Source organism: Micromonospora sp. NPDC048986 (assembly GCF_040649335.1).
Classification (GTDB): Bacteria; Actinomycetota; Actinomycetes; order Mycobacteriales; family Micromonosporaceae; genus Micromonospora; species Micromonospora alfalfae.
In genome coordinates, this window is sequence record NZ_JBEZFJ010000009.1 from 1 (window position 1) to 20,732 (window position 20,732).

Below are 20,732 nucleotides of genomic sequence, written 5' to 3' on the forward strand. Positions count from 1 at the left end.
GTTGGACGTGGTGGTCGAGTACGCGGCGGGCAAGGCCGCGTACGACAAGGTGCCCTGGCCGAAGGCGATGCTGAGCCTGCCCAAGGGCGGCGCGGGCGGGCGGCGTGGGCGGGACGTCAGAGGTGGTCGTCGAAGGTGGCGATGTCGCCGCGCGTCGCGTCGGTGGGGATGCGCTTCCTGGCGTCCGCGTCGCCGTAGAGCGACCAGCGCAGGAACTCGACAGACGTGTCCGAGACGACCCGCAGCGTCGCGCCGTCACTGAGCAGCGCCCGCCCGTGGTCGCCCTTGGGCAGGCTCAGCATCGCCTTCGGCCAGGGCACCTTGTCGTACGCGGCCTTGCCCGCCGCGTACTCGACCACCTCGTCCAACTCGCCGTGCACGAACAACTGCGGTGCTGCCGCACCGGCGAACGCGGTGCCCACGCCGAGCGCCGTGCCGGCGAACACCACACCCGCGTCCAGCCGCTCGTCCCGGCTCGCGGTGAACAGGCCGATGGTGGTCACCCCGCCCGCCGAGTGCCCGGCCGCGGCCACCCGCTCGCCGTCCAACCGGCCACGCAACGCGTCGCCGGCCCTGCCGTCCAACGCCAGCACCTGGTCCAACGCGTACGACACGTCGGCGGGTTGGTTGAGCACGTCGAGGACGTTGTTGTCAGCGCCCCGCGAGGTGTGCGGGAACGTCGGCGCGGCCACCACGAAACCCGCCGCCGCCCAGCGGGTCAGCAGCGTGGCGTAGTCGTCCGGTCGCCCACCCAGGCCGTGACTGAACATCACCACCGGGAACCGGCCCTCCGCCGCCGTCGCCGACCGCTCGGCCTTGCCGCCGGACTGCCCGGCCGCCGGGTACCAGAGCGTCGTCGGCAGCGCGCGGCCGTCCCGGTTCAGCTTGAGTTGGCGTACGCCGACCGCGAAGGCGCGCTGCGGGGCCTTGCCGGCGGGCACCTGCGGTGTCGGCGTGGCGGCGGGCGGTGGTTCGACGGGTGCCTGCTGGCCCTCGGTCTTCCTGGCGTCCGCCGAGCAGCCGACCAGACCGGCCATGAGGACGGCGCTGGCCATCAGTGCGGGAGCGATGCGACGCGACATGAATCCGATTGTGCCCTGCCCCGCAGACGTGCCCGGCCGGGTTCGGCGTGGCGTGCCCATCCGCTCACCCACAGTTCAACCGGTAGTGCCGGCCGGGCCGAGTGCGCGCAGTCGGGCCAGGTCGTCGACGTCCTTCGGGCGGCGGGGGCGTTCCGGCATCCAGACCGGGTACATCTGCTTGAACTCGATCTGGGCCGCCACCGAGATGGTCGGCACGGTGAGCGGGCCGATCCGGCCGGGTGGGGCGTCCAGCATCCCGGCTGGCAGCGGGGTGCCGGCCCAGGGCCCGGCACCCACCGTCGGTCGGCCGCAGGCATCGCGACCCAGGTACGCGAAGCTGACCTCCACGTCGGCGGCGAACAGGTCGAGCTGCGACTGCACCGGCACCCGCGGGTCGGGAAACCAACCCCGGGCCAGCAGCAGGTTGGCCAGCCGATCGGCGTCGTCGCGCCAGCAGTACCAGTCGACGTCGACGTGCGGGCGGGTCACCGCGCCGAGCTGGAAGTCCATCGCCCAGCCGCCGCGCAGCCAGACCGGGATGCCGTCCGCCCCGGTCACCGCGATGACCTCGGCGATGCTCGCCAACTGCCGGCGCGCAAGCTCGTCCACGGGAGGACCGTACCGGTGCCGGTCGGGCCGGCAGGGGCGCGCGGCCCGCCCCCATCGTTCAACGGTAGGTGCCCGGGCGGGCGTGGCGGCCCCGCCGTCCGGCCCGGGTACGCCCGCCACCCGGTCGGGTCACCTCCGCCGGCCGGGTCCACCCCTGGGACGCAGCGGGCCGGGGACGGTGGCGCGTGGCCAGCTTCGCTACTGTCACCGACATGCCTGAGAACTACACGGACCCCAGCGGCAACACCGAGGCGTTCCGCGCCTTCAACCAGACGCCGGAGACCGCGGCGCCGACGGAGGCCCCGTCCCGCCTGCCGCTGATCATCGGTGCGGCCGTGGTCGTCGTGGTGCTGGTGGCACTCGTCGCCTGGCTGGCGACCGGCTGACCGAGTCGCCTGGCTGGCGCTGCGCCGGCACTGGACGGGCTCTACCGACACGCGCGCACCCTCGGGCCTCCCGGGGGTGCGCGCCTCAGTGGCGTCAGGCCGCCCCGACCACGTCCCGGGTCTGCCGGGCGATCTCCCGCTCCTCGTCGGTGCGGATCACGCAGACGCTCACCTCGGCGCCGTCGGGCGAGATCAACCGGTCGCCCTCGCCGTCGTTGCGGGCGTCGTCCACTGCGATGCCGAGCCGGCCCAGGCCGGCCAGCGCGGCGGCCCGCACCGGCGCGGCGTGCTCGCCGACCCCGGCGGTGAAGGCGATCGCGTCGACCCGACCGAGCAGCGCGTAGTACCCCCCGACGTACTCGGTGATGCGCCGGCAGTACACGTCGAAGGCCAACGCCGCCGCCCGGTCACCGGCCGCCCGGCGTTCGAGCACCTCGCGCATGTCGTTGACACCGGTCAGCCCGAGCAGGCCGCTGCGGTGGTTGAGCAGGTCGTCGATGTCGTCCACCGACAGGCCACCCTCCCGGCGCAGGTGGAAGATCACTGTGGGGTCCACGTCGCCGCTGCGGGTCCCCATCACCAGCCCCTGCAACGGGGACATGCCCATCGAGGTGGCGACGCTGCGACCGTTCGCCACCGCGCAGGCGCTGGCCCCGTTGCCCAGGTGCAGGGTGATCGTGTTGACCTGCTCGTACGGACGGCCCAGCAACTCGGCGGTGCGCCGGGACACGTACGCGTGTGAGGTGCCGTGGAAGCCGTACCGACGGATGTCGTACCGCTCGGCGGCGTCCCGGTCGATCGCGTACGTCGCGGCGGCCTCCGGCAGGGTGTGGTGGAACGCGGTGTCGAAGACGGCGACCTGCGGGACGTCCGGCAGCGCCGCGCGGGCCACTTCGATGCCGGCCAGGTTGGCCGGGTTGTGCAGCGGGGCGAGCGGCACCAGATCCTTGATCGCGGCCAGCACCGCGTCGTCGACAAGCACCGGTGCGCTGAAGGTCCGGCCACCGTGCACCACCCGGTGTCCGACCGCCGCCAGCCCGGTCAGGTCCAGCCCGTCCAGGATCTGCCGGACCGCCTCGGTGTGGTCCGCCGGGCCGCCACCGGGCTCACCGACCCGCTCCACAGTGCCCTGGTCGAGCACCCGGTCCCCGTCGTAGTGGCGCCACTTCACCGACGACGACCCGCAGTTGAGCACCAGCACCCGACTCACGACGCCTCCTCGGTGGCCGCCTGGATGGCGGTGATCGCCACAGTGTTGACGATGTCCGGCACCGTGGCGCCCCGCGACAGGTCGTTGACCGGCCGCCGCAGGCCCTGCATGACCGGGCCGACGGCGACCGCCCCGGCCGAGCGCTGCACCGCCTTGTACGTGTTGTTGCCGGTGTTCAGGTCCGGGAAGATGAAGACAGTGGCGTGCCCTGCGACGGGGCTGTCGGGCAGCTTCGTGGCCGCCACCGCCGGGTCGATCGCCGCGTCGTACTGGATGGGCCCCTCGACTAGCAGGTCGGGCCGGCGCTGCCGGACCAGCGCGGTGGCCGCGGCGACCTTCTCCACGTCCGCGCCCGCGCCGGAGCTGCCGGTCGAGTACGACAGCATCGCCACGCGGGGTTCGATGCCGAACCGGGCGGCGGTGTCGGCCGAGGAGATCGCGATGTCGGCGAGCTGGGCCGCGTCCGGGTCGCGGTTGACAGCGCAGTCGCCGTAGACCAGCACCCGGTCGGCGAGCAGCATGAAGAAGACGCTGGAGGCCACCGAGACGTCCGGCAGCGTACGGATGATCTCGAACGCCGGTCGGATGGTCGCGGCGGTGGTGTGCGTGGCGCCGGAGACCATGCCGTCGGCTCGGCCGGTGGCCACCATCAGCGTGCCGAAGTAGTTGGGCTGCGCGACGAGGTCGTGCGCCAATTCGGCGGTGACGCCCCGGTGGGCGCGCAGCCGGGCGTACTCGGCGGCGAAGTCGTCGCGCCACTCGCTGGTGCCCGGGTCGACCACCTGCACGTCGCCGAGGTCGATGCCCAACTCCCGGGTGCGCCGGGCGATGTCGTCCGGCCGACCGAGCACGGTCAGCTCGGCCACTCCACGGCGTAGCAGGATCTCCGCCGCGCGCAGGATCCGCTCGTCGGTGCCCTCCGGCAACACCAGGTGCCGGGGCTTCGAGCGGGCACGATCGATCAGCTCGTTCTCGAACATCAGTGGCGTGACCCGCGCCGACCGGCTGACCCGCAGCCGACGGGCCAGGTCGTCGGTGTCCACGCAGCGCTCGAACGCGCCGAGCGCGGCCTCCACCTTGCGGGGACTGGTCGCGCTGGGCCGGCCCTCGATGCGACTGGACGCGGCCACCGTGTCGTAGCTGTCGAGACGTACGGAGAGCACCGCCAGCCCGGTGTTGAGCCCCTCCACCAGCCGCATGACCCTGGGGTCGGGCTGCTCGCCGAGGGTGAGTACCAGCCCGGACACCGACACCTGCCCGGCCACGTGCGCGGCGCTCGCGGCGACGAGCAGGTCGGCCCGGTCCCCGGGCGTGATCACCAGGGCGCCCTCGGTGAGGTGGCCCAGCAGTGTCGGCACGTGCGCCGCGCCGACCACGAAGTCCAGCACGTCGCGACCGAGGGCGGTGTCGTCCCCGGCCAGCAGGGTGGCGCCGAGCGCCGCCGCCACCTCGGCCACCGTCGGCGCTGACACGCTCGGCACCTCCGGGATGGCGTACGCGGGGACCGGCAGCTCGGGCAGTGTCATCGGCTCGGTGACCCGGTTGGCGATCACCGCGAGCACCGTCGCGCCGAGGTCGGCCAGATCGTGGTACGCCCCCCGCATCGCCGACGCGACAGCGGCCGGCTCCTGCCCGAAGCCGTCCACCACCGGCACCACCACGCTGCCGAACTCGGTGGCCAGCCGGGCGTTGAAGGCCAGTTCCCGGGGGTGGGCCGGGTCGCCCGGCTCGTCGAAGTCGCTGCCCACCACCACCACGGCCGGGCACTGCCGTTCCACCGCCCGGTAGCGCTCGACGATGGCGGAGATGAGCTGCTCCCGTCGGCCGTCGGCGACCAGCGCCGAAGCCTCGGCGTAGCTCGCCCCGGCCAGTTCGGACAACGGCACCTCGACCCGGTAGCGCTCGCTCAGCAGGGCGAGGATCGGGTCCTGGCCGCTGTCGGCCACCAACGGCCGGAACACGCCGATCCGCCCGACCTGGCGGGACAGCAACTCCGCCAACCCGAGGGCGATCGTCGACTTGCCCCCGCCGGACCCCACGCTCGTCAGATACACACTTCGGGCCACAGCCCCACCCTAGAAGATCGCAAGGCCCACCACCTGGGCCCTCCGGCCCTGCCGGCCCCACCCTTCACCCCAGTGATCATGAAGTTGTTGCCCGACACGCCGACGACACGCGCGGACAACTTCATGATCACCGTGCGCGGAACGGGGTTAGGCGTCTTCGTCGTCGGGGTCGTCCAGGCGGGCCAGGTAGGTTGCCAGGCGCTCGATGGGGGTTTCGAAGTCCGGGTTGAGGTCGACGAAGTCGCGCAGGCGCTCGCCGAGCCACTCAAGGGTCACCTGCTCCTCGCCCCGGCGCTCGACCAGCTCCTCGATGCCACGGTCGGTGAAGTACATGGGTACGTCCTTGTGCTCGGCCCGGCTCGGGCCGGGCGGGTGCTGGGTGGATGGTCAAACGGCCGGCGGGACCTACGAGAGCCGGGGCAGGACCGTGGTGAACGGCCCTACCCCGGCTTCCGCGCTCAGGTCAGGTCACGGGCGGGGGAGAGCCGCCTCGATCAGCGCGTTCTGCTCGACCTCGTGGGTCTTGGCCGAGCCGACCGCCGGGGCGGCCGCGGCCGGGCGGGAGATCCGCCGCAGCCGAACGTCAGTGAGGTGCTCCAGCAGGTTGAGCGCGACGAACGACCAGCCGCCCTGGTTGGCCGGCTCCTCCTGCACCCAGGCGAAGTCCTCGGCGTTCGGGAACTGCGCGAGGGCGGCCCGGATCTCCTCCACCGGCAGCGGGTACAGCTGCTCCAGCCGGAGGATCGCGGTGTCGGTGACGCCACGCTCCTGCCGGGCCTGGAACAGGTCGTAATAGACCTTGCCGGAGCAGAGCAGCACCCGCTTCACCGCCTCCGGCGCCGGGGCGGCAGTGTCGCGCAGCACCGGCTGGAAGGTGCCGGTGGTGAAGTCCTCCACCGACGAGACGCAGAGCTTGTGCCGCAGCAGCGACTTCGGCGTGAACACCACCAGTGGCTTGCGCTTGGGCGACAGGGCCTGGCGGCGCAGCAGATGGAAGTAGTTCGCCGGGGTCGTCGGGATGGACACCCGCATGTTGTCCTCGGCGCACATCTGCAGGAACCGCTCCGGCCGGCCGGAGGTGTGGTCCGGGCCCTGACCCTCGTGGCCGTGCGGCAGCAGCAGGGTGATGGCGGAGCGCTGGCCCCACTTCACCTCACCGGACGAGATGAACTCGTCGATCACCGACTGGGCGCCGTTGACGAAGTCGCCGAACTGGGCCTCCCAGGCGACGAGGGCGTTGATGTTCTCCACCGAGTAGCCGTACTCGAAGCCCATCGCCGCGTACTCGCTGAGCAGCGAGTCGTGCACGAAGAACCGGGAGCGGTCGCCGTCGCTGGTCAGCGACTTCAGCGGCAGGTAGTCGTCGCCGGTGCGGGAGTCGACGACGGAGGCGTGCCGCTGGACGAACGTGCCGCGGCGAGAGTCCTGCCCGGCGAGCCGGACGGTGACCCCGTCGTGCAGCAGCGCCCCGAGCGCGATGATCTCGCCGAAGCCCCAGTCGATGTTGCCCTCGACGGACATCTTGGCCCGCCGGTCCAGTAGTTGCTGGATCCGCTTGTGCGGGGTGAAGCCCTCCGGCAGGTTGATGTGCGCCTCGCCGATGGCCTTGACCACTGACGCGTCGGTGGCCGTGTCGACCTGCGGCTCCGGCTCCTCCTCGCGGCGCGGCCGGTTGAGCTGGCGCGGTGCCGAGGCGGCGTCCCGGGTGGCCTTGAAGACCTTCTCCAGCTGCGCCTGGTAGTCGCGCAGCAGCTCCTCCGCGTCCTCCACGGTGATGTCGCCGCGACCGATCAGCTCCTCGGTGTAGAGCTTGCGGACCGAGCGCTTCGAGTCAATGATCTTGTACATCTGGGGGTTGGACATCGACGGGTCGTCGCCCTCGTTGTGCCCGCGCCGCCGGTAGCAGACCATGTCGATCACGACGTCCTTGTTGAACGTCTGCCGGTACTCGAACGCCAGCCGGGCCACCCGGACCACTGCCTCCGGGTCGTCGCCGTTGACGTGGAAGATCGGGGCCTGGATCATCCGGGCCACGTCGGTGCTGTAGAGGCTGGACCGGCTGTACTCCGGGGCGGTGGTGAAGCCGACCTGGTTGTTCACCACCACGTGCACGGTGCCGCCGGTGCGGTAGCCGCGCAGCTGCGACAGGTTGAGCGTCTCGGCGACCACGCCCTGTCCGGCGAAGGCGGCGTCACCGTGCACCGCCAGCGGCAGCACCGTGTAGCCCTCCAGCTTGAGGTCGATCCGGTCCTGCTTGGCCCGGACGATGCCCTCCAGCACCGGGTCGACGGCCTCCAGGTGCGACGGGTTGGCCACCACCGACACCTTGACCGCGTGCTCGCCGTCGGGGGTGGTGAACTTGCCGTTCTGGCCCAGGTGGTACTTCACGTCGCCGGAACCCTGCGTCGAGCGCGGGTCCAGGTGGCCCTCGAACTCCGAGAAGATCTTCTCGTACGGCTTGCCGACGATGTTCGCCAGCACGTTGAGCCGACCCCGGTGGGCCATGCCGATGACGACCTCGTCCAGCCCGTTCTCGGCGGACGACTCCAGCACCTCACCGAGCAGCGGGATCAGCGACTCGCCGCCCTCCAGCGAGAAGCGCTTCTGGCCGACGTACTTGGTCTGGAGGAAGGTCTCGAACGCCTCGGCGGCGTTGAGCCGGTTGAGCACGTGCTTCTGCTCGTCGGCGGACGGCTTCTCGTACTTGCGCTCGATCCGTTCCTGGACCCAGCGCCGCTCCTCCGGGTCCTGGATGTGCATGTACTCGATGCCGACCCGGCGGCAGTACGAGTCGCGCAGCACGCCGAGGATCTCGCGCAGCTTCATCCGCTGCCGGCCGGCGAAGCCGTTGACCGGGAACTCGCGGTCCAGGTCCCACAGGGTGAGCCCGTGCTGGAGGACGTCCAGGTCGGGGTGCTTGCGGATCTTGAATTCCAGCGGGTCGGTGTCGGCCATCAGGTGACCGCGCACCCGGTACGCGTGGATCAGCTCGTGCACCCGGGCGGTCTTGTTGATCTGCCCCTCGGAGTTGACAGCGACATCGCGCATCCAGCGCACCGGCTCGTACGGGATGCGCAGCGCGGTGAAGATCTGGTCGTAGAAGCCGTGCTCGCCGAGGATCAGCTCGTGCATCACCTTGAGGAACTCGCCGGACTGCGCACCCTGGATGATCCGGTGGTCGTACGTGCTGGTCAGCGTGATGATCTTGCTGACCGCCAACTCGGCGAGGGTGGCCTCGGACATCCCCTGGTAGGGGGCCGGGTACTCCATCGCGCCGACGCCGATGATGGCGCTCTGCCCCTGCATGAGCCGCGGCATCGAGTGCACGGTGCCGATGCCGCCCGGGTTGGTCAGCGAGATCGTGGTGCCGGAGTAGTCCTCCATGGTCAGCTCGTTGCGCCGCGCCCGTCGGACCACGTCCTCGTACGCCTGCCAGAACTGCCGGAAGTCCATCTGCTCGCAGCCCTTGATGGAGGGGACCACCAGGTTGCGGCTGCCGTCGGGCTTGGCGAGGTCGATCGCGATGCCGAGGTTGACGTGTGCCGGGCGGAGCACCGCCGGCTTGCCGTTGGCCTCGGCGAAGGAGTTGTTCATCTCGGGGTGCTGGACCAGCGCGCGCACCATCGCGTAGCCGACCAGGTGGGTGAAGCTGACCTTGCCACCCCGCCCACGGGCGAGGTGGTTGTTGATCACGATGCGGTTGTCCACGAGCAGCTTGGCCGGGACCGCGCGCACGCTGGTCGCGGTGGGCACGCTCAGCGAGGCGTCCATGTTCTGGACGATCTTCGCCGCGACGCCCCGCAACGGCGTGGTCTGCGGGCCGTCGGCACTCGGCGCGGCGGCCTTGGCGGCCGGCTTGGTCGCAGCGGCCTTCTCCGGCGCGGCCTTCGGCGTGGCCGGGGCGGCGGGCTTGGCCGACGCCGGCTGGGCGGCCGGCTTGCTCGCGGTCGCCGGCTTGGCCGGGGCCTTCGGCTGGGTGACGGTGGCGGCTGCCTCTGGCTGACCGTCCGGCTCCGGGGCGGCGGCCGGCTTGTCCGATGATTCGGCGCCGCGCGGGGTGCCCGCTCCCGGTGCCGGTCGGTAGTCGGCGAAGAAGTCGTGCCAGGCCGAATCGACGCTCGATGGGTCGGCGAGGTAACGCTGGTACATCTCCTCGACGATCCACTCATTCGGGCCGAAACCCGCCAGTGGGTTCTCCTGCGAAGTCTGCTGGGTCGACACGGCCGGTAATCGCCTCTTTCACGCGGGTTTGTGTGGCACGCGGTGGGTCCGTCGCGCCCGATTAGGAGCACGGACTAGACGGCTCCCAGGCTACGCCGTACCGATCCCGCAGGCATTTCCGCCTCGGTCCCGTGGCCGGTTTCACAGAAGATGCCAGAAGTTCACCAACGCCTGCGCGCACCGTGCCGAACTGGTAACACCCGGCCCTCGTGCGGCCGGGCGTCGAGCGTGACGCCCGACCCCGGAGCGGCCAGCCGCTCCGGGGTCGCGGACGCCGTCAGGCGATGTCGCGCCGCCGGGTGAGCAGGACTCCGGCGATTCCGCTGACCAGCGCGTAGCCGATCAGCACCAGGGCCCCTACCCACCAGGACGGTGTGAACTCCGAGGTGCCCTCCGTGATCATGACCTGGGATGCCACGGCGGGCCAGACCACCTGCCACTTGAGCACCGCCTGGCTGTCGAGCACGTTCGACAGGAGCAGGAACAGCAGACCCACCACCTGGGTGCCGATCAGGTAGAGCACCGCCGCCGTGATCACCGCTCCGAGCTGGTTGGTGATCAGCGTGCCGATGCCCACCCCGAGGATCGTCCAGATGGCGTAGGCCAGCAGGTTGAACAGCAGCGCCCGTTGCACCGGCCACTCACCGAGCTGGGTGCCGTAATCGTTCGCGGACAGGAAGATCGCGCCGGCGGCCAGGTCGATGAGCGTGGTCGCCAGCCAGAACATGAAGCCGAGCAGGCTGGCGGCGACGAGCTTGCTGACGATGACCGACGTTCGCCGGGGAGTCGTCAGGAACGTCGTGGTCGCGGTCTGGTGGAAGAACTCGTTGGTGACCATCAGGATGCCGATGAGCATCACGAACATCAGCCCGAGGTACTGGCCCGAGGTGTAGAGGTTCGCCGCCTGCGCCGGGGCGGTGGCCTGCTCGGCGCTGACGCCGATCTCCTCGGCGTCGCCACCGAGCGTCGTGACGGCCAACCACGCGTTGATCGCGAACGCCAGGGCGATCGAGAGGAGCGCGCCGAGGGCCAGCCACCACCAGGTGCTGGTGGTACGAATCTTGAGTAGCTCGGATCGGACCAGGTTCATCGGATGCCCGCCTTTCCGGCCGTCAGCTCCAGGAAGACCCGTTCCAGATCGGGCCGTTCGGTGGTCAGTTCGTGCAGCTCGACCCCTGCCGCGAGGGCGGACCGGCCGATCGTCGGGGCGTCCACCCCGCCGACGAGCAGTACACCCTGCTCGTCGGTCTCGATGGTCGCCGACTGCGCCTTGAGGGCGGCGGCCAGCACCTCGGCCTGCGGGGTGCGGACCCGGACCCGGGCGCCCTGGGCCATCGAGCCGAGCACCTGGTCGACCGGACCCTGCCGGACCAACTGCCCGGCCGCGATGATCACCACGTCGTCGGCGAGCAACTGCATCTCCGACAGCAGGTGGCTGGAGACCAGCACCGTACGGCCCTCGTGGGCGAGGTTCTTGAGGAACCCACGCATCCACCGGATGCCCTCCGGGTCCAGCCCGTTCGCCGGCTCGTCGAGGATCAGCACCCGGGGGTCACCGAGCATCGCGGCGGCGATACCGAGCCGCTGCTTCATGCCCAGCGAGTAACCCTTGAACTTGCGCTTCGCCGCCGGGGTCAGCCCGACCAGGGCCAACGCCTCGTCGGCCCGCTGCTTGGGCAGCCCGGCCGCCGCGCAGATGACCCGGAGGTGGTTGATGCCGGTGCGGCCCTTGTGTGCGCTGGACGCCTCCAGCACCGCGCCGACCTGCCGCAGCGGGGTCGCGAGGTCGGCGTACCGCTGGCCGCTGATGGTGGCCGTGCCGGCGGTCGGTGTGACCAGATTCAGCAGCATGCGCAGCGTGGTGGTCTTGCCTGCGCCGTTCGGGCCGAGGAAGCCGGTCACCCGTCCCGGCGCCACGGTGAAGGACAGGTTGTTCACCGCCCGGACGTTCTTGTACTGCTTCGTCAGACCGGACACCACGATCTGACCGTCGTTGGTGGGGCTTCGCTGCCCGTCAGTCATCGTTCTCCTCCCGTGTGTGGCGTAGAGGTACGCCGTGGCACAGCGTGACGGCCCGGGGCAACAAGGTCAATCAGGCGCGGTCAGTACGTCTGCCTCCGTCGCGGGGCGGAGGCGGGTCATCCCTGCGGACTACGGCCCGGATTCAACAGGCGATCCAGGTTGCCCGCGCCGCGCCGAGCAAGGACCCGTCCGGGCCGTACAGGCTCGTGTGCACGAGCGCCTTGCGCCCATCGACGCGCAGCAACGCCCCGGTCACCACGCACTCGTCGCCCGCCCCGGGCAGCGCCTCGACCACGGCGGCGATCCGACCCAGCAGGTACGGGCGGCCCGGCGCAAGCACCGCCCAACCTCCGGGGCAGTCCAGCGCAGCCCAGACCGTGGCCGCGCTGACCTGTGCGGGCGCGCGGAACGGCGCGGCGGTCCGGCCATCGGGCAGCCGGCCGGGGAAGATCCGCAGCCCGTCGGCCCGCTGCGGGCCGCAGACGTAACAGCTGGGGAACGGATGCTCGACCAGACCGGGGTAGCGGGCCGCGGCGGCCACCGCCGTCTCCAGGTCGACCGGGGGCACCACGGCATCGATCACCCCGGCCGGGCGCACCTCGGCCACCAGCTCGCCGGCCGGGTCCCGGACCTCGCCGTCGACCACTGTCAGCTCGGTCTCCAGCGGCGGTGGCCGGCGCAGTGTCACCTCGACCGGCCCGCTGCCGTCCGCCTCGGCGGCGAAGATCCCCGCGCTCCAGCCGCCGTTGCCGGAACCGGCGGGCCCGTTGTAGCGGGTTTCGATGCGCATCGTCGACCTCCGGTGGTGCGTGTCGGCGTCGTCGCCGGACCTTCCGCAGCCTCGCACGGCCGAGGTGGGAGCCATCTGCCGGCCGGCGTTCATCCTGCCGACACCAGTGGTCCCCGTGAACGGCAACCCGGGCCCTTACACAGATCCCATGGCCGTTCTGCATGCCGCTGGCGCACCCCTGAAGACCAGCGGATACACCCTGCTGATCGCCGACGACCCCACCCAGGTCGCGGCCGCGCAACGCCTGCGCCACGAGGTGTTCGCCACCGAGCTCGGCGCCACCCTCCTTCCCGGCGAGGCCGGTTTGGACGTGGACCCCTTCGACGCGTACTGCGACCACCTGATCGTCCGCGAGGACAGCTCCGGCGAGGTGGTCGGCACGTACCGGCTGCTGCCGCCGGGGCGTACCAGCCGGCGCTACGCCGAGGACGAATTCGATCTGAGGCCGCTCGACCCGCTCCGCGACGACCTGGTCGAGGCGGGCCGGTCCTGCGTGCACCCGGACCACCGCTCCGGCGCGGTGATCAACCTGATGTGGGCCGGCATCATCAGGTACCTGCACCCGCGCGGCTCCCGCTGGCTCGGCGGGTGCGCGTCGGTGCCGGTGGCTGACGGCGGGCGGACGGTGGCCGAGGTGTGGACCCAGGCCCGGACCCGGCACCTGGCGCCGCCGCCGCTGCGGGTCCGCCCGTTGCGGCAGTGGTTCGCCGAGGCGGCCGCCGCCGGCCCGCTCGCCGCTGCCCCGACCGGGCGGGTGGCGGTGCCGCCGCTGCTGCGTGGCTACTTCCGGCTCGGCGCGTGGATCTGCGGCGAGCCGGCCTACGACAGCGACTTCGGGTGCGCGGACTTCTACGTCCTCTTCTCCCTGGACCGGATGAACCCGCGCTACCTGCGGCACTTCCTCGGCGGTGAGCAGCGGTGACCGCCGTGCCGCGCGACCTGTGGCGGCCCTCCTCGGGCTGCGACGACGACTGCCTGCCGGCGGCCGGCGAGGTGCCCACGGTGCCGGTGGCCCGCCGGGTGCTCCGGCTGGTCGCCGCGCTCGGCATGCTGCTGGCCGGGATCCCGGTGGTGGTGCTGCTGCCGGTGCTCCCCACTCGGGAACGGCGGGTGCTGGTCAGTGGCTGGGCGCGGGCCACCGCGCGCGCGTTCGGCGTCCGCCTCGTGGTCCGGGGTCGGTTGCCCCGGCGGCGCGCGCTGCTGGTCGCCAACCATGTCTCCTGGCTGGACATCCTCGCGGTGCTGGCGGTCGCGCCCACCCGGATGGTGGCGAAACGGGAGGTCCGCGCCTGGCCGGTGGTCGGTCTGCTGGCCGCGGCGGCGGGCACTGTCTTCGTGGACCGCGCCCGGCCCCGGGCGCTGCCGAGGACCGTCGCCCGGGTCGCCGACGCGCTGCGTGCCGGGCGGTCGGTGGCGGTCTTTCCGGAGGGTACGACGTGGTGTGCCCGCAACGGTGCCACCGACTGCCGTCCCGGCGGTGGGTTCCGGCCCGCGACGTTCCAGGCGGCGATCGACACGGGCAGCCCGGTGGTTCCGCTGCGGCTCACCTACCGGTGTGCGGCCACCGGGTCGACCACCACGGCAGCCGCCTTCCTCGGCGCGGACACCCTGCTGCGCTCGGTGGCACGGGTGGTCGCGGCGCGGGAGCTGGTGGTGTCGGTGACGATCGCCGCCGCGCTGCACCCGGCCCGTGACGCCGACCGGCGGTTGCTGGCCCGGGCCGCCGAGTCGGCCGTACACCTGGTGCCAGCGGGTGCCGTGCGGGCCCGGCTGCGGCCGGTGCCGACGGTGACCCCGGCCGTTCCCGTGCCGGCTCCGCTCGTCGATCGGGAGCTGGACCTGGCGGCCTGAGGGAGCACGTCGAACGGCGAACGGGCGACCACCTCTCGACCTGTCTTGTGGTGTCGCGATGTATCGCGTTACATTCGCCTCCTGTTCGGCGCGCCTCCCGCGCGTCGTCGAGAGGGGGACGCCATGGCCGGCTGGACGGTCGAGAGCCCGCAACGGCTCACACTGGACGCTCCGGTCGTCCGGCTGGACGTTCGACTGATCAGTGGGCGGCTCAACGTGGTCGCCACCGACGGGCCGACCCGGATCGACGTGACCCAGGTCGGCCGTCGGCCGGTCCTGATCGACCACACCGACGGTCGGCTCAGCATCCGCCAGGAGCGCGGTCGGGGCTGGTCGGACGTTTTGCGCTGGTTCCGGATGATCCACCGCTATCCCCGGGTGGACGTCTCCATCGCGGTGCCCGCCGACGTCCTCGCCGATCTGGGCCTGGTCGCGGGCTCCCTGGTCGCCTCCGGCCTGCGCCGGCAGACCATCGCCAACGTCGTCGCCGGCCAGATCACCCTGATGGGATTGCGCGGCAGCACCTCCGCGAAGCTCACCTCGGGGCCGGTGGAGGCGCTCGGCGTCCGCGGCGACCTCACTGTGGAGACGGTCTCCGGGGAGGTGATCCTCGCCGACAGCGCCGCCGACCGGGTCCGGGCGCAGACCGTCTCAGGTCCGATCACCTGTGATTTGGACAATCCGCGGCGCAGCGAGATCCGGTTGAGCACCATCTCGGGCAGCATCACCGTCCGGGTCCGCGCGGACAGCGACCTCGCCGTCCAGCTGAGCACCGCCTCCGGCCGGATCACCAGCGGCTTTCCGCAGCTGCGCACCTCGACGTTCCCCCTGCCCAGCAGCGAGGGGGTGCTCGGCGCCGGCGACGGTAAGCTCTGGGCTTCCGCGACCTCGGGGAGCATCGCCCTGCTCGCCCGAGCCGTCGACGACGATGAGGAGGAGCTGCCGTGACCGCCGTGTTCAGCCACGGGCGGCTCCGGCTCTACCTGCTCAAGCTCCTCGACGACGGCCCGAAGCACGGCTACGAGCTGATCCGTCTGCTGGAGGACCGCTTCCTCGGGCTGTACGCGCCCAGCGCCGGCACCATCTACCCCCGCCTGCAACGGCTGGAGGTCGAGGGTCTGGTCAGCCACACCGCAGCCGGCGGCCGCAAGACGTACGACATCACCGACGCCGGCCGGGCGGAGCTGCGCCAGCGGGCCGGTGAGTTGACAGCGTTGGAAACGGACATCGCGGCCTCCGTGGCGGATCTCTCCAGCCTGGCCGGCGAGATCCGCAGCGAGGTACGCGGCTCGGCACGCGACCTCAAGCGCGAGTTGAGCGAGGCCACCCGGCAGACCAGGCGGGCCCGGTGGGAGGCGCCCGCACCCGAACCACAGCCCAGGCCGGCATCGACCGCCGGGCCGCAGGCCGAGCTGCTCGACGAACTCGACAAGCGGCTGGCCGCGTTCACCGTCGAGGTGGGCCGGCTGATGCGCGCCCGACAGTTCAGCGACATCCAGCTGCGCACCGCGATCCGGCTGCTCGACGGCGCCCTGGACGGGTTGCGTCGCCTACTGCGCTGACCGGCGTCGCCGGACGGTCGGCGACTCACAGCCTTTTTGCAGGAAGCGTCCAGCGCTGGCGCAGTGACGTCACCGATGATGGGCGCATGCCCGCTACCCAGACCGAGGCGCGACTGCTTGTCGTCGAGGACGACCCCAACATCCTCGAACTGCTCTCCGCGAGCCTGCGGTTCGCGGGCTTCGACGTGGCCACCGCGACAAGTGGAAGCGCGGCGCTCAACGCCGCCAAGGACCACCGGCCCGACCTGGTGGTACTCGACGTGATGCTGCCCGACCTGGACGGCTTCGAGGTCATCCGGATGCTCCGCGAGGGCGGCACGCGTACTCCTGTGGTGTTCCTGACCGCCCGGGACGCCACCGACGACAAGATCCGTGGGCTGACCCTGGGCGGCGACGACTACGTCACGAAGCCGTTCAGCCTGGAGGAGTTGACCGCCCGGATCCGCGCCGTGCTGCGCCGCACCACCACCGGCGAGCAGGCTCCCTCCCGGCTCACCTTCGCCGACCTGGAGTTGGACGAGGAGACCCACGAGGTGCACCGTGCCGGCCAGCGGGTGCAGCTCTCGCCGACCGAGTTCAAGTTGCTGCGGTACCTGATGCTCAACGCCAACCGGGTGCTGTCCAAGGCGCAGATCCTCGACCACGTCTGGAACTACGACTTCCGGGGCGACGACAACATCGTCGAGTCCTACATCTCGTACCTGCGGCGCAAGGTCGACACCACCCAACCCCGGCTGATCCACACTCTTCGCGGCGTCGGGTACGTCCTGCGCAAGCCGGCGGCGTGAACGCGGTCCAGCAGGCGAAGGGGCGGGTGCGCAGCGTTCCGCTGAGGGTGAAGCTGGTCACCTCGGTGCTCGCGCTGGTCGCCGTCGCGCTTCTGGTGATCAGCTCGCTGACCGCGTACTTCCTTCGCAACTACCTGGAGGGCCAGGTCGACGGGCAGGTACGGTCGACCGCCCAGGGCCTCGGCCAGGTGCTTCTGAAGCTGCGCAGCGGTGAGGTCGGCGCGTTGCTGCCCAGCGACTACGTCGTGATCGTGGCCGACGAGCGGCGGGTGTACGACCCCCTGTACGACAAGCGCAACTTCGACCCCGAACAGCTGCCCACCTTTCCCGCCAGCCGCAAGGACTTCGAGGCGGCGGAGGGCGAGCCGCGGACTGTCATCTCACACGATCGCCTCACCCGGTGGCGGGTCTACTACGCGGCTCAACCGGACGGCTCGGTGCTGGCAGTGGGTCAGCCGCTGACCGAGGTGGACCGGGCGGTGAAGCAGCTCGTCTGGATAGACCTGCTGGTCGGTGGTGCAGTGCTGATCATGCTGGCCTCGGTCGGCGCGGCGATTGTCCGGACCAGCCTCAAGCCCCTCGTCGAGATCGAACAGACCGCCGCCGCGATTGCCGGCGGTGACCTGACCCGCCGGGTGCCCGACCCGGAGGAGGGCCAGGCCGAGCCGACCTCGGAGCTGGGCCGGCTCTCCCGTGCGCTCAACGCGATGCTCACCCAGATCGAGGCGGCGTTCACCGCCCGAGCCGCGTCGGAGACCTCGGCCCGATGGGCGGAGAGCGCCGCCCGGGACGCCGCCGCCGCAGCTCAGGCGTCCGAGGCGCGGGCCATTCGCTCCGAGGAGCGGATGCGGCAGTTCGTCGCCGACGCCTCGCACGAACTACGGACTCCGCTCACCACGATCCGTGGCTTCGCCGAGCTGTACCGGCAGGGTGCGGCCCGTGCGCCGGAACAGACCGCCGGGCTGCTGCGCCGGATCGAGGACGAGGCGGCCCGGATGGGGCTGCTGGTCGAGGACCTGCTGCTGCTCGCCCGGTTGGACATGGAACGGCCGCTCTCGCTGACCCCGGTGGAGCTGCCGGTGCTCGCCTCCGACGCGGTGCAGGCCGCGCGGGCGATGGCACCGGACCGGCGGATCGAGCTGGAGATCAGGCCCGAATCCGGCCCGCTCGTCGTCTCCGCCGACGACGCGCGGCTGCGGCAGGTGATCGGCAACCTGGTCACCAACGCGCTCACCCACACCCCGGCGGAGGCCGAGGTCCTCGTGCGGCTGCGCGCCGAACCCGGTGGCTTCGCCGTCGTGGAGGTCGCCGACACCGGCCCCGGCCTCTCGGCCGAGCAGGCCGAACGCGTCTTCGAGCGGTTCTACCGGGCCGACGCGGCCCGTACCCGGCGGGCCGACGGCAACACCGGCACCGGCCTCGGCCTGGCCATCGTGGCGGCGCTGGTCGCCGCCCACCACGGCTCGGTCGAGGTGGCCGAGACGCCCGGCGGCGGGGCCACCTTCCGGGTTCGGCTGCCGCTGCTGGCGCAGATCGACGGAGCGGGCGAGTGACTTTCAGCCAACTTCCAGGACGGTTCCAGGTTGATTGCAGTGCGGAGGGAGAAGGTAGTGCCATGACCGAGTTCGAGTCCGACCCGCAGCGCCGGCCGGCCCCCACCGACGCCGAGCCGTCGCACCCCACCGCCGAGCTGCCGCGCGACGAGCGCGTGCAGTCCGACTCCCCGACCACTCCCGTACCGGTCGTCTCGACCGGCGGCGACCCGACTGTCGCCTCCACCACCGGTGACGCGGAGACGACCGCCGCCACCCCGGCCGGGTATCCCGGTTCCGCCGGGCCGCCGGCCGCCGCCGCGCCGACCGGGTACGAGCCGTCGACCGGCTACGAGCGCCCGGCCGCCACTGCGTCAGCTCCGCCGTACCCGGTTTCCGGTCACCCGGCGCCCGGCCAGCCCGGCTACCCGCAGCCGGCCGCCGGCCACTACCCAGGTGCCCCCTGGTACCAGGGCCAGCAGTCCGGCTGGGCCGGCGGGGGCCAGCCGGGCATGCCGTACGCCCAGCACCAGCAGCACCCCGGGCAGCACGCCCAGCACCCCGGACAGCACCCGCAGCACCCGCAGCACCCGGGCCAGCCGGTCCCACCGTGGGGCCCGCAGGTCGCGCCGCCCGGCAGCGGCCCCCGGCCGGGTCGGATCGCGAAGTTCGCCGGCGCCGGCGTCGCGGTGTTCGCCCTGATGCTCGGTTCCGGCGTGGCCGGCGGGGCACTCGCGCTCGCCCTCGACGGCGACGGCGGCGGTATCACCCGCACCTACTCCGCGGCGCCCGTGATCAATGGCGCCGACCTGCCGAAGATCGCCGCGTCGGTGCAGGACAGCGTCGTCTCGATCACCACCGGCAGCGGTGAGGGCTCCGGCGTGGTGCTCAGCGCCGACGGGTACGTGCTGACCAACAACCACGTGGTCGCGTCAGCCGCCGGCGACGCCGTACGGGTGGTCTTCGCCGACGGCACGACCGCCGACGCGAAGATCATCGGCACCGACCCGAAGACCGACCTGGCCGTGGTGAAGGCAAACGGGGTGAGCGACCTCAAGCCGGCCAAGTTCGGCGACAGCGACGCCATGCAGGTCGGCGACCAGGTGCTCGCCCTGGGCAGCCCGCTCGGTCTGCAGGGTTCGGTGACCTCGGGCATCCTCAGCGCCCGGGACCGCACCATCCGGGCCGGCGAGGGCCAGCAGCAGGACCCGACCCAGCAGAGCCAGCCGGTCAGCTCGATCTCCGGCCTGCTCCAGACGGACGCGCCGATCAACCCCGGTAACTCCGGTGGCGCGCTGGTCAACACCCGCGGTGAGGTGATCGGCGTCAACACCGCCATCGCGACCTCCGGGCAGAGCACCGGCAACATCGGTGTCGGGTTCGCCATCCCCAGCAACAAGGCCAAGGACGTCGCGGGCAAACTCCAGCGTGGCGAGAAGGTCAGCCACCCGTCGCTCGGAGTCGGCGTCAACCCGGCCGAGGGCGGCGGCGCGCTCGTCGCGTCGGTCACCCCGGGCAGCCCGGCGGAGAAGGCCGGCTTCCAGCGCGGCGACGTCGTCACCCGGTTCGGCGACAAGCCGGTAAACGACTCTGACGACCTGGTCGGCGCGGTGCAGGCCGGCAAGGTCGGCGACCGGGTCGAGGTGCAGTTCAAACGCAACGGTGTCGAGAAGTCGGCGACCGTGACGCTCGCCGAGACGTCCTGACCAGCTGTCTGAACCTGCTTCCACCCTCCGGCGGCGGGTGGCGGGGCCGAGGGGGTCGGCTCCGTCACCCGCCGCTTCTTTCCGCCCGACGGCGGTTCACCCGGATCGGGTGAACCGCCGTCACCCGTCCGCCCGGCAGGTTTGCAGGGCGACGACCGGAACCGGGGGTGGGGTGCCGTGACCGAGGTGGTGGATGTCCGCGACGACCAGCGGATCCAACGCGACGTTCTGGCCGAGCTGGCGTGGGACGCCCAGCTGCAACCGAACGAGATCGGGGTGACCGTCGACCAGGGCGTGGTCACCCTGACCGGATTCGTGGACGGTGCCGCCCGTGGCTGGGCCGCGACCCGATCCGCCCAGCGGGTTCGCGGCGTACGGGCGGTGGCCGACGAGATGGAGGTGCGGCTGCCGGGCACTCCGGGGCGTACCGACGCCGAGGTCGCCATCGCCGCCACCCGTGCCCTGGAGTGGGACAGCTTCGTGCCCGACGAGCGGCTGGACGTGACAGTTGCCAACGGCTGGTTGATGCTGCGCGGCGAGGTCGAGTTCGGGTGGCAGCGGCGGGCCGCGGAGGGCGAGGTGCGTCGACTCGACGGCGTACGGGGGATCACCAACCTGATCGAGGTACGACCTCCGGCGCCACCGGCCGGCGAGCAACTGCGTCGGGACGTCCAGCGGGCGTTGCGGCGCACGCTCGGCGGCGAGCGGGTGACCGTCGAGGTGGACGGCGACACGCTGGTCCTCGCCGGCGTGGTCCGTTCCTGGTGGGAACGCGACCAGGTCGAGCGGGTGGCGTGGTCCGCGCCCGGGGTGCGGGTGGTCCACGACCAACTCCTGGTGGGCGGGTGATCGTCCGCCATGTCCGGTTTACCCGGGACGCCACCGGGAAACCGCCGCCGACCGGCGG

The 20,732-nt window shown here is 71.9% G+C and carries 18 protein-coding genes; 9 read left to right on the forward strand and 9 right to left on the reverse strand.

The genetic code is table 11. The features are described from left to right. Positions 1-116 precede the first annotated feature (116 nt). Together AB0B94_RS19145 and AB0B94_RS19150 are read right to left on the reverse strand one after the other, a co-directional pair. Positions 117-1,082, reverse strand: a complete 966-nt coding sequence (locus AB0B94_RS19145) for a chlorophyllase (protein ID WP_357281600.1) — start codon at positions 1,080-1,082, stop codon at positions 117-119. 75 nt (positions 1,083-1,157) lie between these two features. After that, a complete protein-coding gene (locus AB0B94_RS19150) occupies positions 1,158-1,691 on the reverse strand; it encodes an aminoglycoside adenylyltransferase (protein WP_357281603.1) in 534 nt (177 codons plus the stop codon). A gap of 212 nt (positions 1,692-1,903) precedes the next feature. Here AB0B94_RS19150 and AB0B94_RS19155 point away from each other — a divergent pair, with 212 nt between their 5' ends. Then, positions 1,904-2,077, forward strand: coding sequence for a hypothetical protein (locus AB0B94_RS19155; RefSeq protein ID WP_167362491.1), 174 nt, complete (start codon positions 1,904-1,906; stop codon positions 2,075-2,077). A gap of 94 nt (positions 2,078-2,171) precedes the next feature. Here the strand turns inward: AB0B94_RS19155 and AB0B94_RS19160 are convergent, their stop codons facing one another. The 7 genes from AB0B94_RS19160 to AB0B94_RS19190 form a co-directional block, all read right to left on the reverse strand. Beyond that, complete coding sequence (locus tag AB0B94_RS19160) at positions 2,172-3,287, reverse strand: acetate kinase (protein WP_357281607.1); 1,116 nt, start codon at positions 3,285-3,287, stop codon at positions 2,172-2,174. After that, the gene (pta, locus tag AB0B94_RS19165; protein ID WP_357281610.1) at positions 3,284-5,353 is read right to left on the reverse strand and encodes a phosphate acetyltransferase; all 2,070 of its coding nucleotides are present in this window, start codon (positions 5,351-5,353) and stop codon (positions 3,284-3,286) included. The genes AB0B94_RS19160 and pta overlap by 4 nt, the downstream gene beginning before the upstream one ends. Before the next feature lie 147 nt (positions 5,354-5,500). Next, on the reverse strand, positions 5,501-5,686 hold the full coding sequence (locus AB0B94_RS19170) for a DUF6104 family protein (RefSeq protein WP_030490374.1): 186 nt from the start codon (positions 5,684-5,686) through the stop codon (positions 5,501-5,503). Positions 5,687-5,821: 135 nt separating this feature from the next. Further along, entirely contained in the window at positions 5,822-9,574 is a 3,753-nt protein-coding gene (locus AB0B94_RS19175; RefSeq protein ID WP_357281613.1) for a multifunctional oxoglutarate decarboxylase/oxoglutarate dehydrogenase thiamine pyrophosphate-binding subunit/dihydrolipoyllysine-residue succinyltransferase subunit, read from the reverse strand. 277 nt (positions 9,575-9,851) lie between these two features. Beyond that, positions 9,852-10,664: an ABC transporter permease gene (locus AB0B94_RS19180; RefSeq protein ID WP_357281615.1), complete on the reverse strand. Its 813-nt coding sequence runs from the start codon at positions 10,662-10,664 to the stop codon at positions 9,852-9,854. Then, positions 10,661-11,596, reverse strand: a complete 936-nt coding sequence (locus AB0B94_RS19185) for an ATP-binding cassette domain-containing protein (RefSeq protein WP_238668173.1) — start codon at positions 11,594-11,596, stop codon at positions 10,661-10,663. Before AB0B94_RS19185 ends, AB0B94_RS19180 begins: the two co-directional genes overlap by 4 nt. Positions 11,597-11,738: 142 nt before the next feature. Then, entirely contained in the window at positions 11,739-12,386 is a 648-nt protein-coding gene (locus AB0B94_RS19190) for a hypothetical protein (protein ID WP_357281618.1), read from the reverse strand. 148 nt (positions 12,387-12,534) lie between these two features. Here AB0B94_RS19190 and AB0B94_RS19195 point away from each other — a divergent pair, with 148 nt between their 5' ends. The 8 genes from AB0B94_RS19195 to AB0B94_RS19230 all read left to right on the forward strand — a co-directional run bounded on the left by AB0B94_RS19195 (position 12,535) and on the right by AB0B94_RS19230 (position 20,674). After that, a complete protein-coding gene (locus AB0B94_RS19195) occupies positions 12,535-13,308 on the forward strand; it encodes a GNAT family N-acyltransferase (RefSeq protein ID WP_357281620.1) in 774 nt (257 codons plus the stop codon). Next, complete coding sequence (locus tag AB0B94_RS19200; RefSeq protein WP_357281622.1) at positions 13,305-14,237, forward strand: lysophospholipid acyltransferase family protein; 933 nt, start codon at positions 13,305-13,307, stop codon at positions 14,235-14,237. The genes AB0B94_RS19195 and AB0B94_RS19200 overlap by 4 nt, the downstream gene beginning before the upstream one ends. Positions 14,238-14,360: 123 nt before the next feature. Beyond that, complete coding sequence (locus AB0B94_RS19205; protein WP_238668169.1) at positions 14,361-15,185, forward strand: DUF4097 family beta strand repeat-containing protein; 825 nt, start codon at positions 14,361-14,363, stop codon at positions 15,183-15,185. After that, on the forward strand, positions 15,182-15,799 hold the full coding sequence (locus AB0B94_RS19210; RefSeq protein ID WP_357281626.1) for a PadR family transcriptional regulator: 618 nt from the start codon (positions 15,182-15,184) through the stop codon (positions 15,797-15,799). Before AB0B94_RS19205 ends, AB0B94_RS19210 begins: the two co-directional genes overlap by 4 nt. 86 nt (positions 15,800-15,885) lie before the next feature. Next, positions 15,886-16,587: a response regulator transcription factor gene (locus AB0B94_RS19215; protein WP_030336721.1), complete on the forward strand. Its 702-nt coding sequence runs from the start codon at positions 15,886-15,888 to the stop codon at positions 16,585-16,587. Further along, positions 16,584-18,140, forward strand: coding sequence for a HAMP domain-containing sensor histidine kinase (locus AB0B94_RS19220; protein ID WP_357281629.1), 1,557 nt, complete (start codon positions 16,584-16,586; stop codon positions 18,138-18,140). The genes AB0B94_RS19215 and AB0B94_RS19220 overlap by 4 nt, the downstream gene beginning before the upstream one ends. A gap of 62 nt (positions 18,141-18,202) precedes the next feature. Then, entirely contained in the window at positions 18,203-19,825 is a 1,623-nt protein-coding gene (locus tag AB0B94_RS19225; RefSeq protein ID WP_357281632.1) for a trypsin-like peptidase domain-containing protein, read from the forward strand. A gap of 177 nt (positions 19,826-20,002) precedes the next feature. Continuing rightward, positions 20,003-20,674: a BON domain-containing protein gene (locus tag AB0B94_RS19230; protein WP_357281634.1), complete on the forward strand. Its 672-nt coding sequence runs from the start codon at positions 20,003-20,005 to the stop codon at positions 20,672-20,674. Positions 20,675-20,732 lie beyond the last annotated feature (58 nt).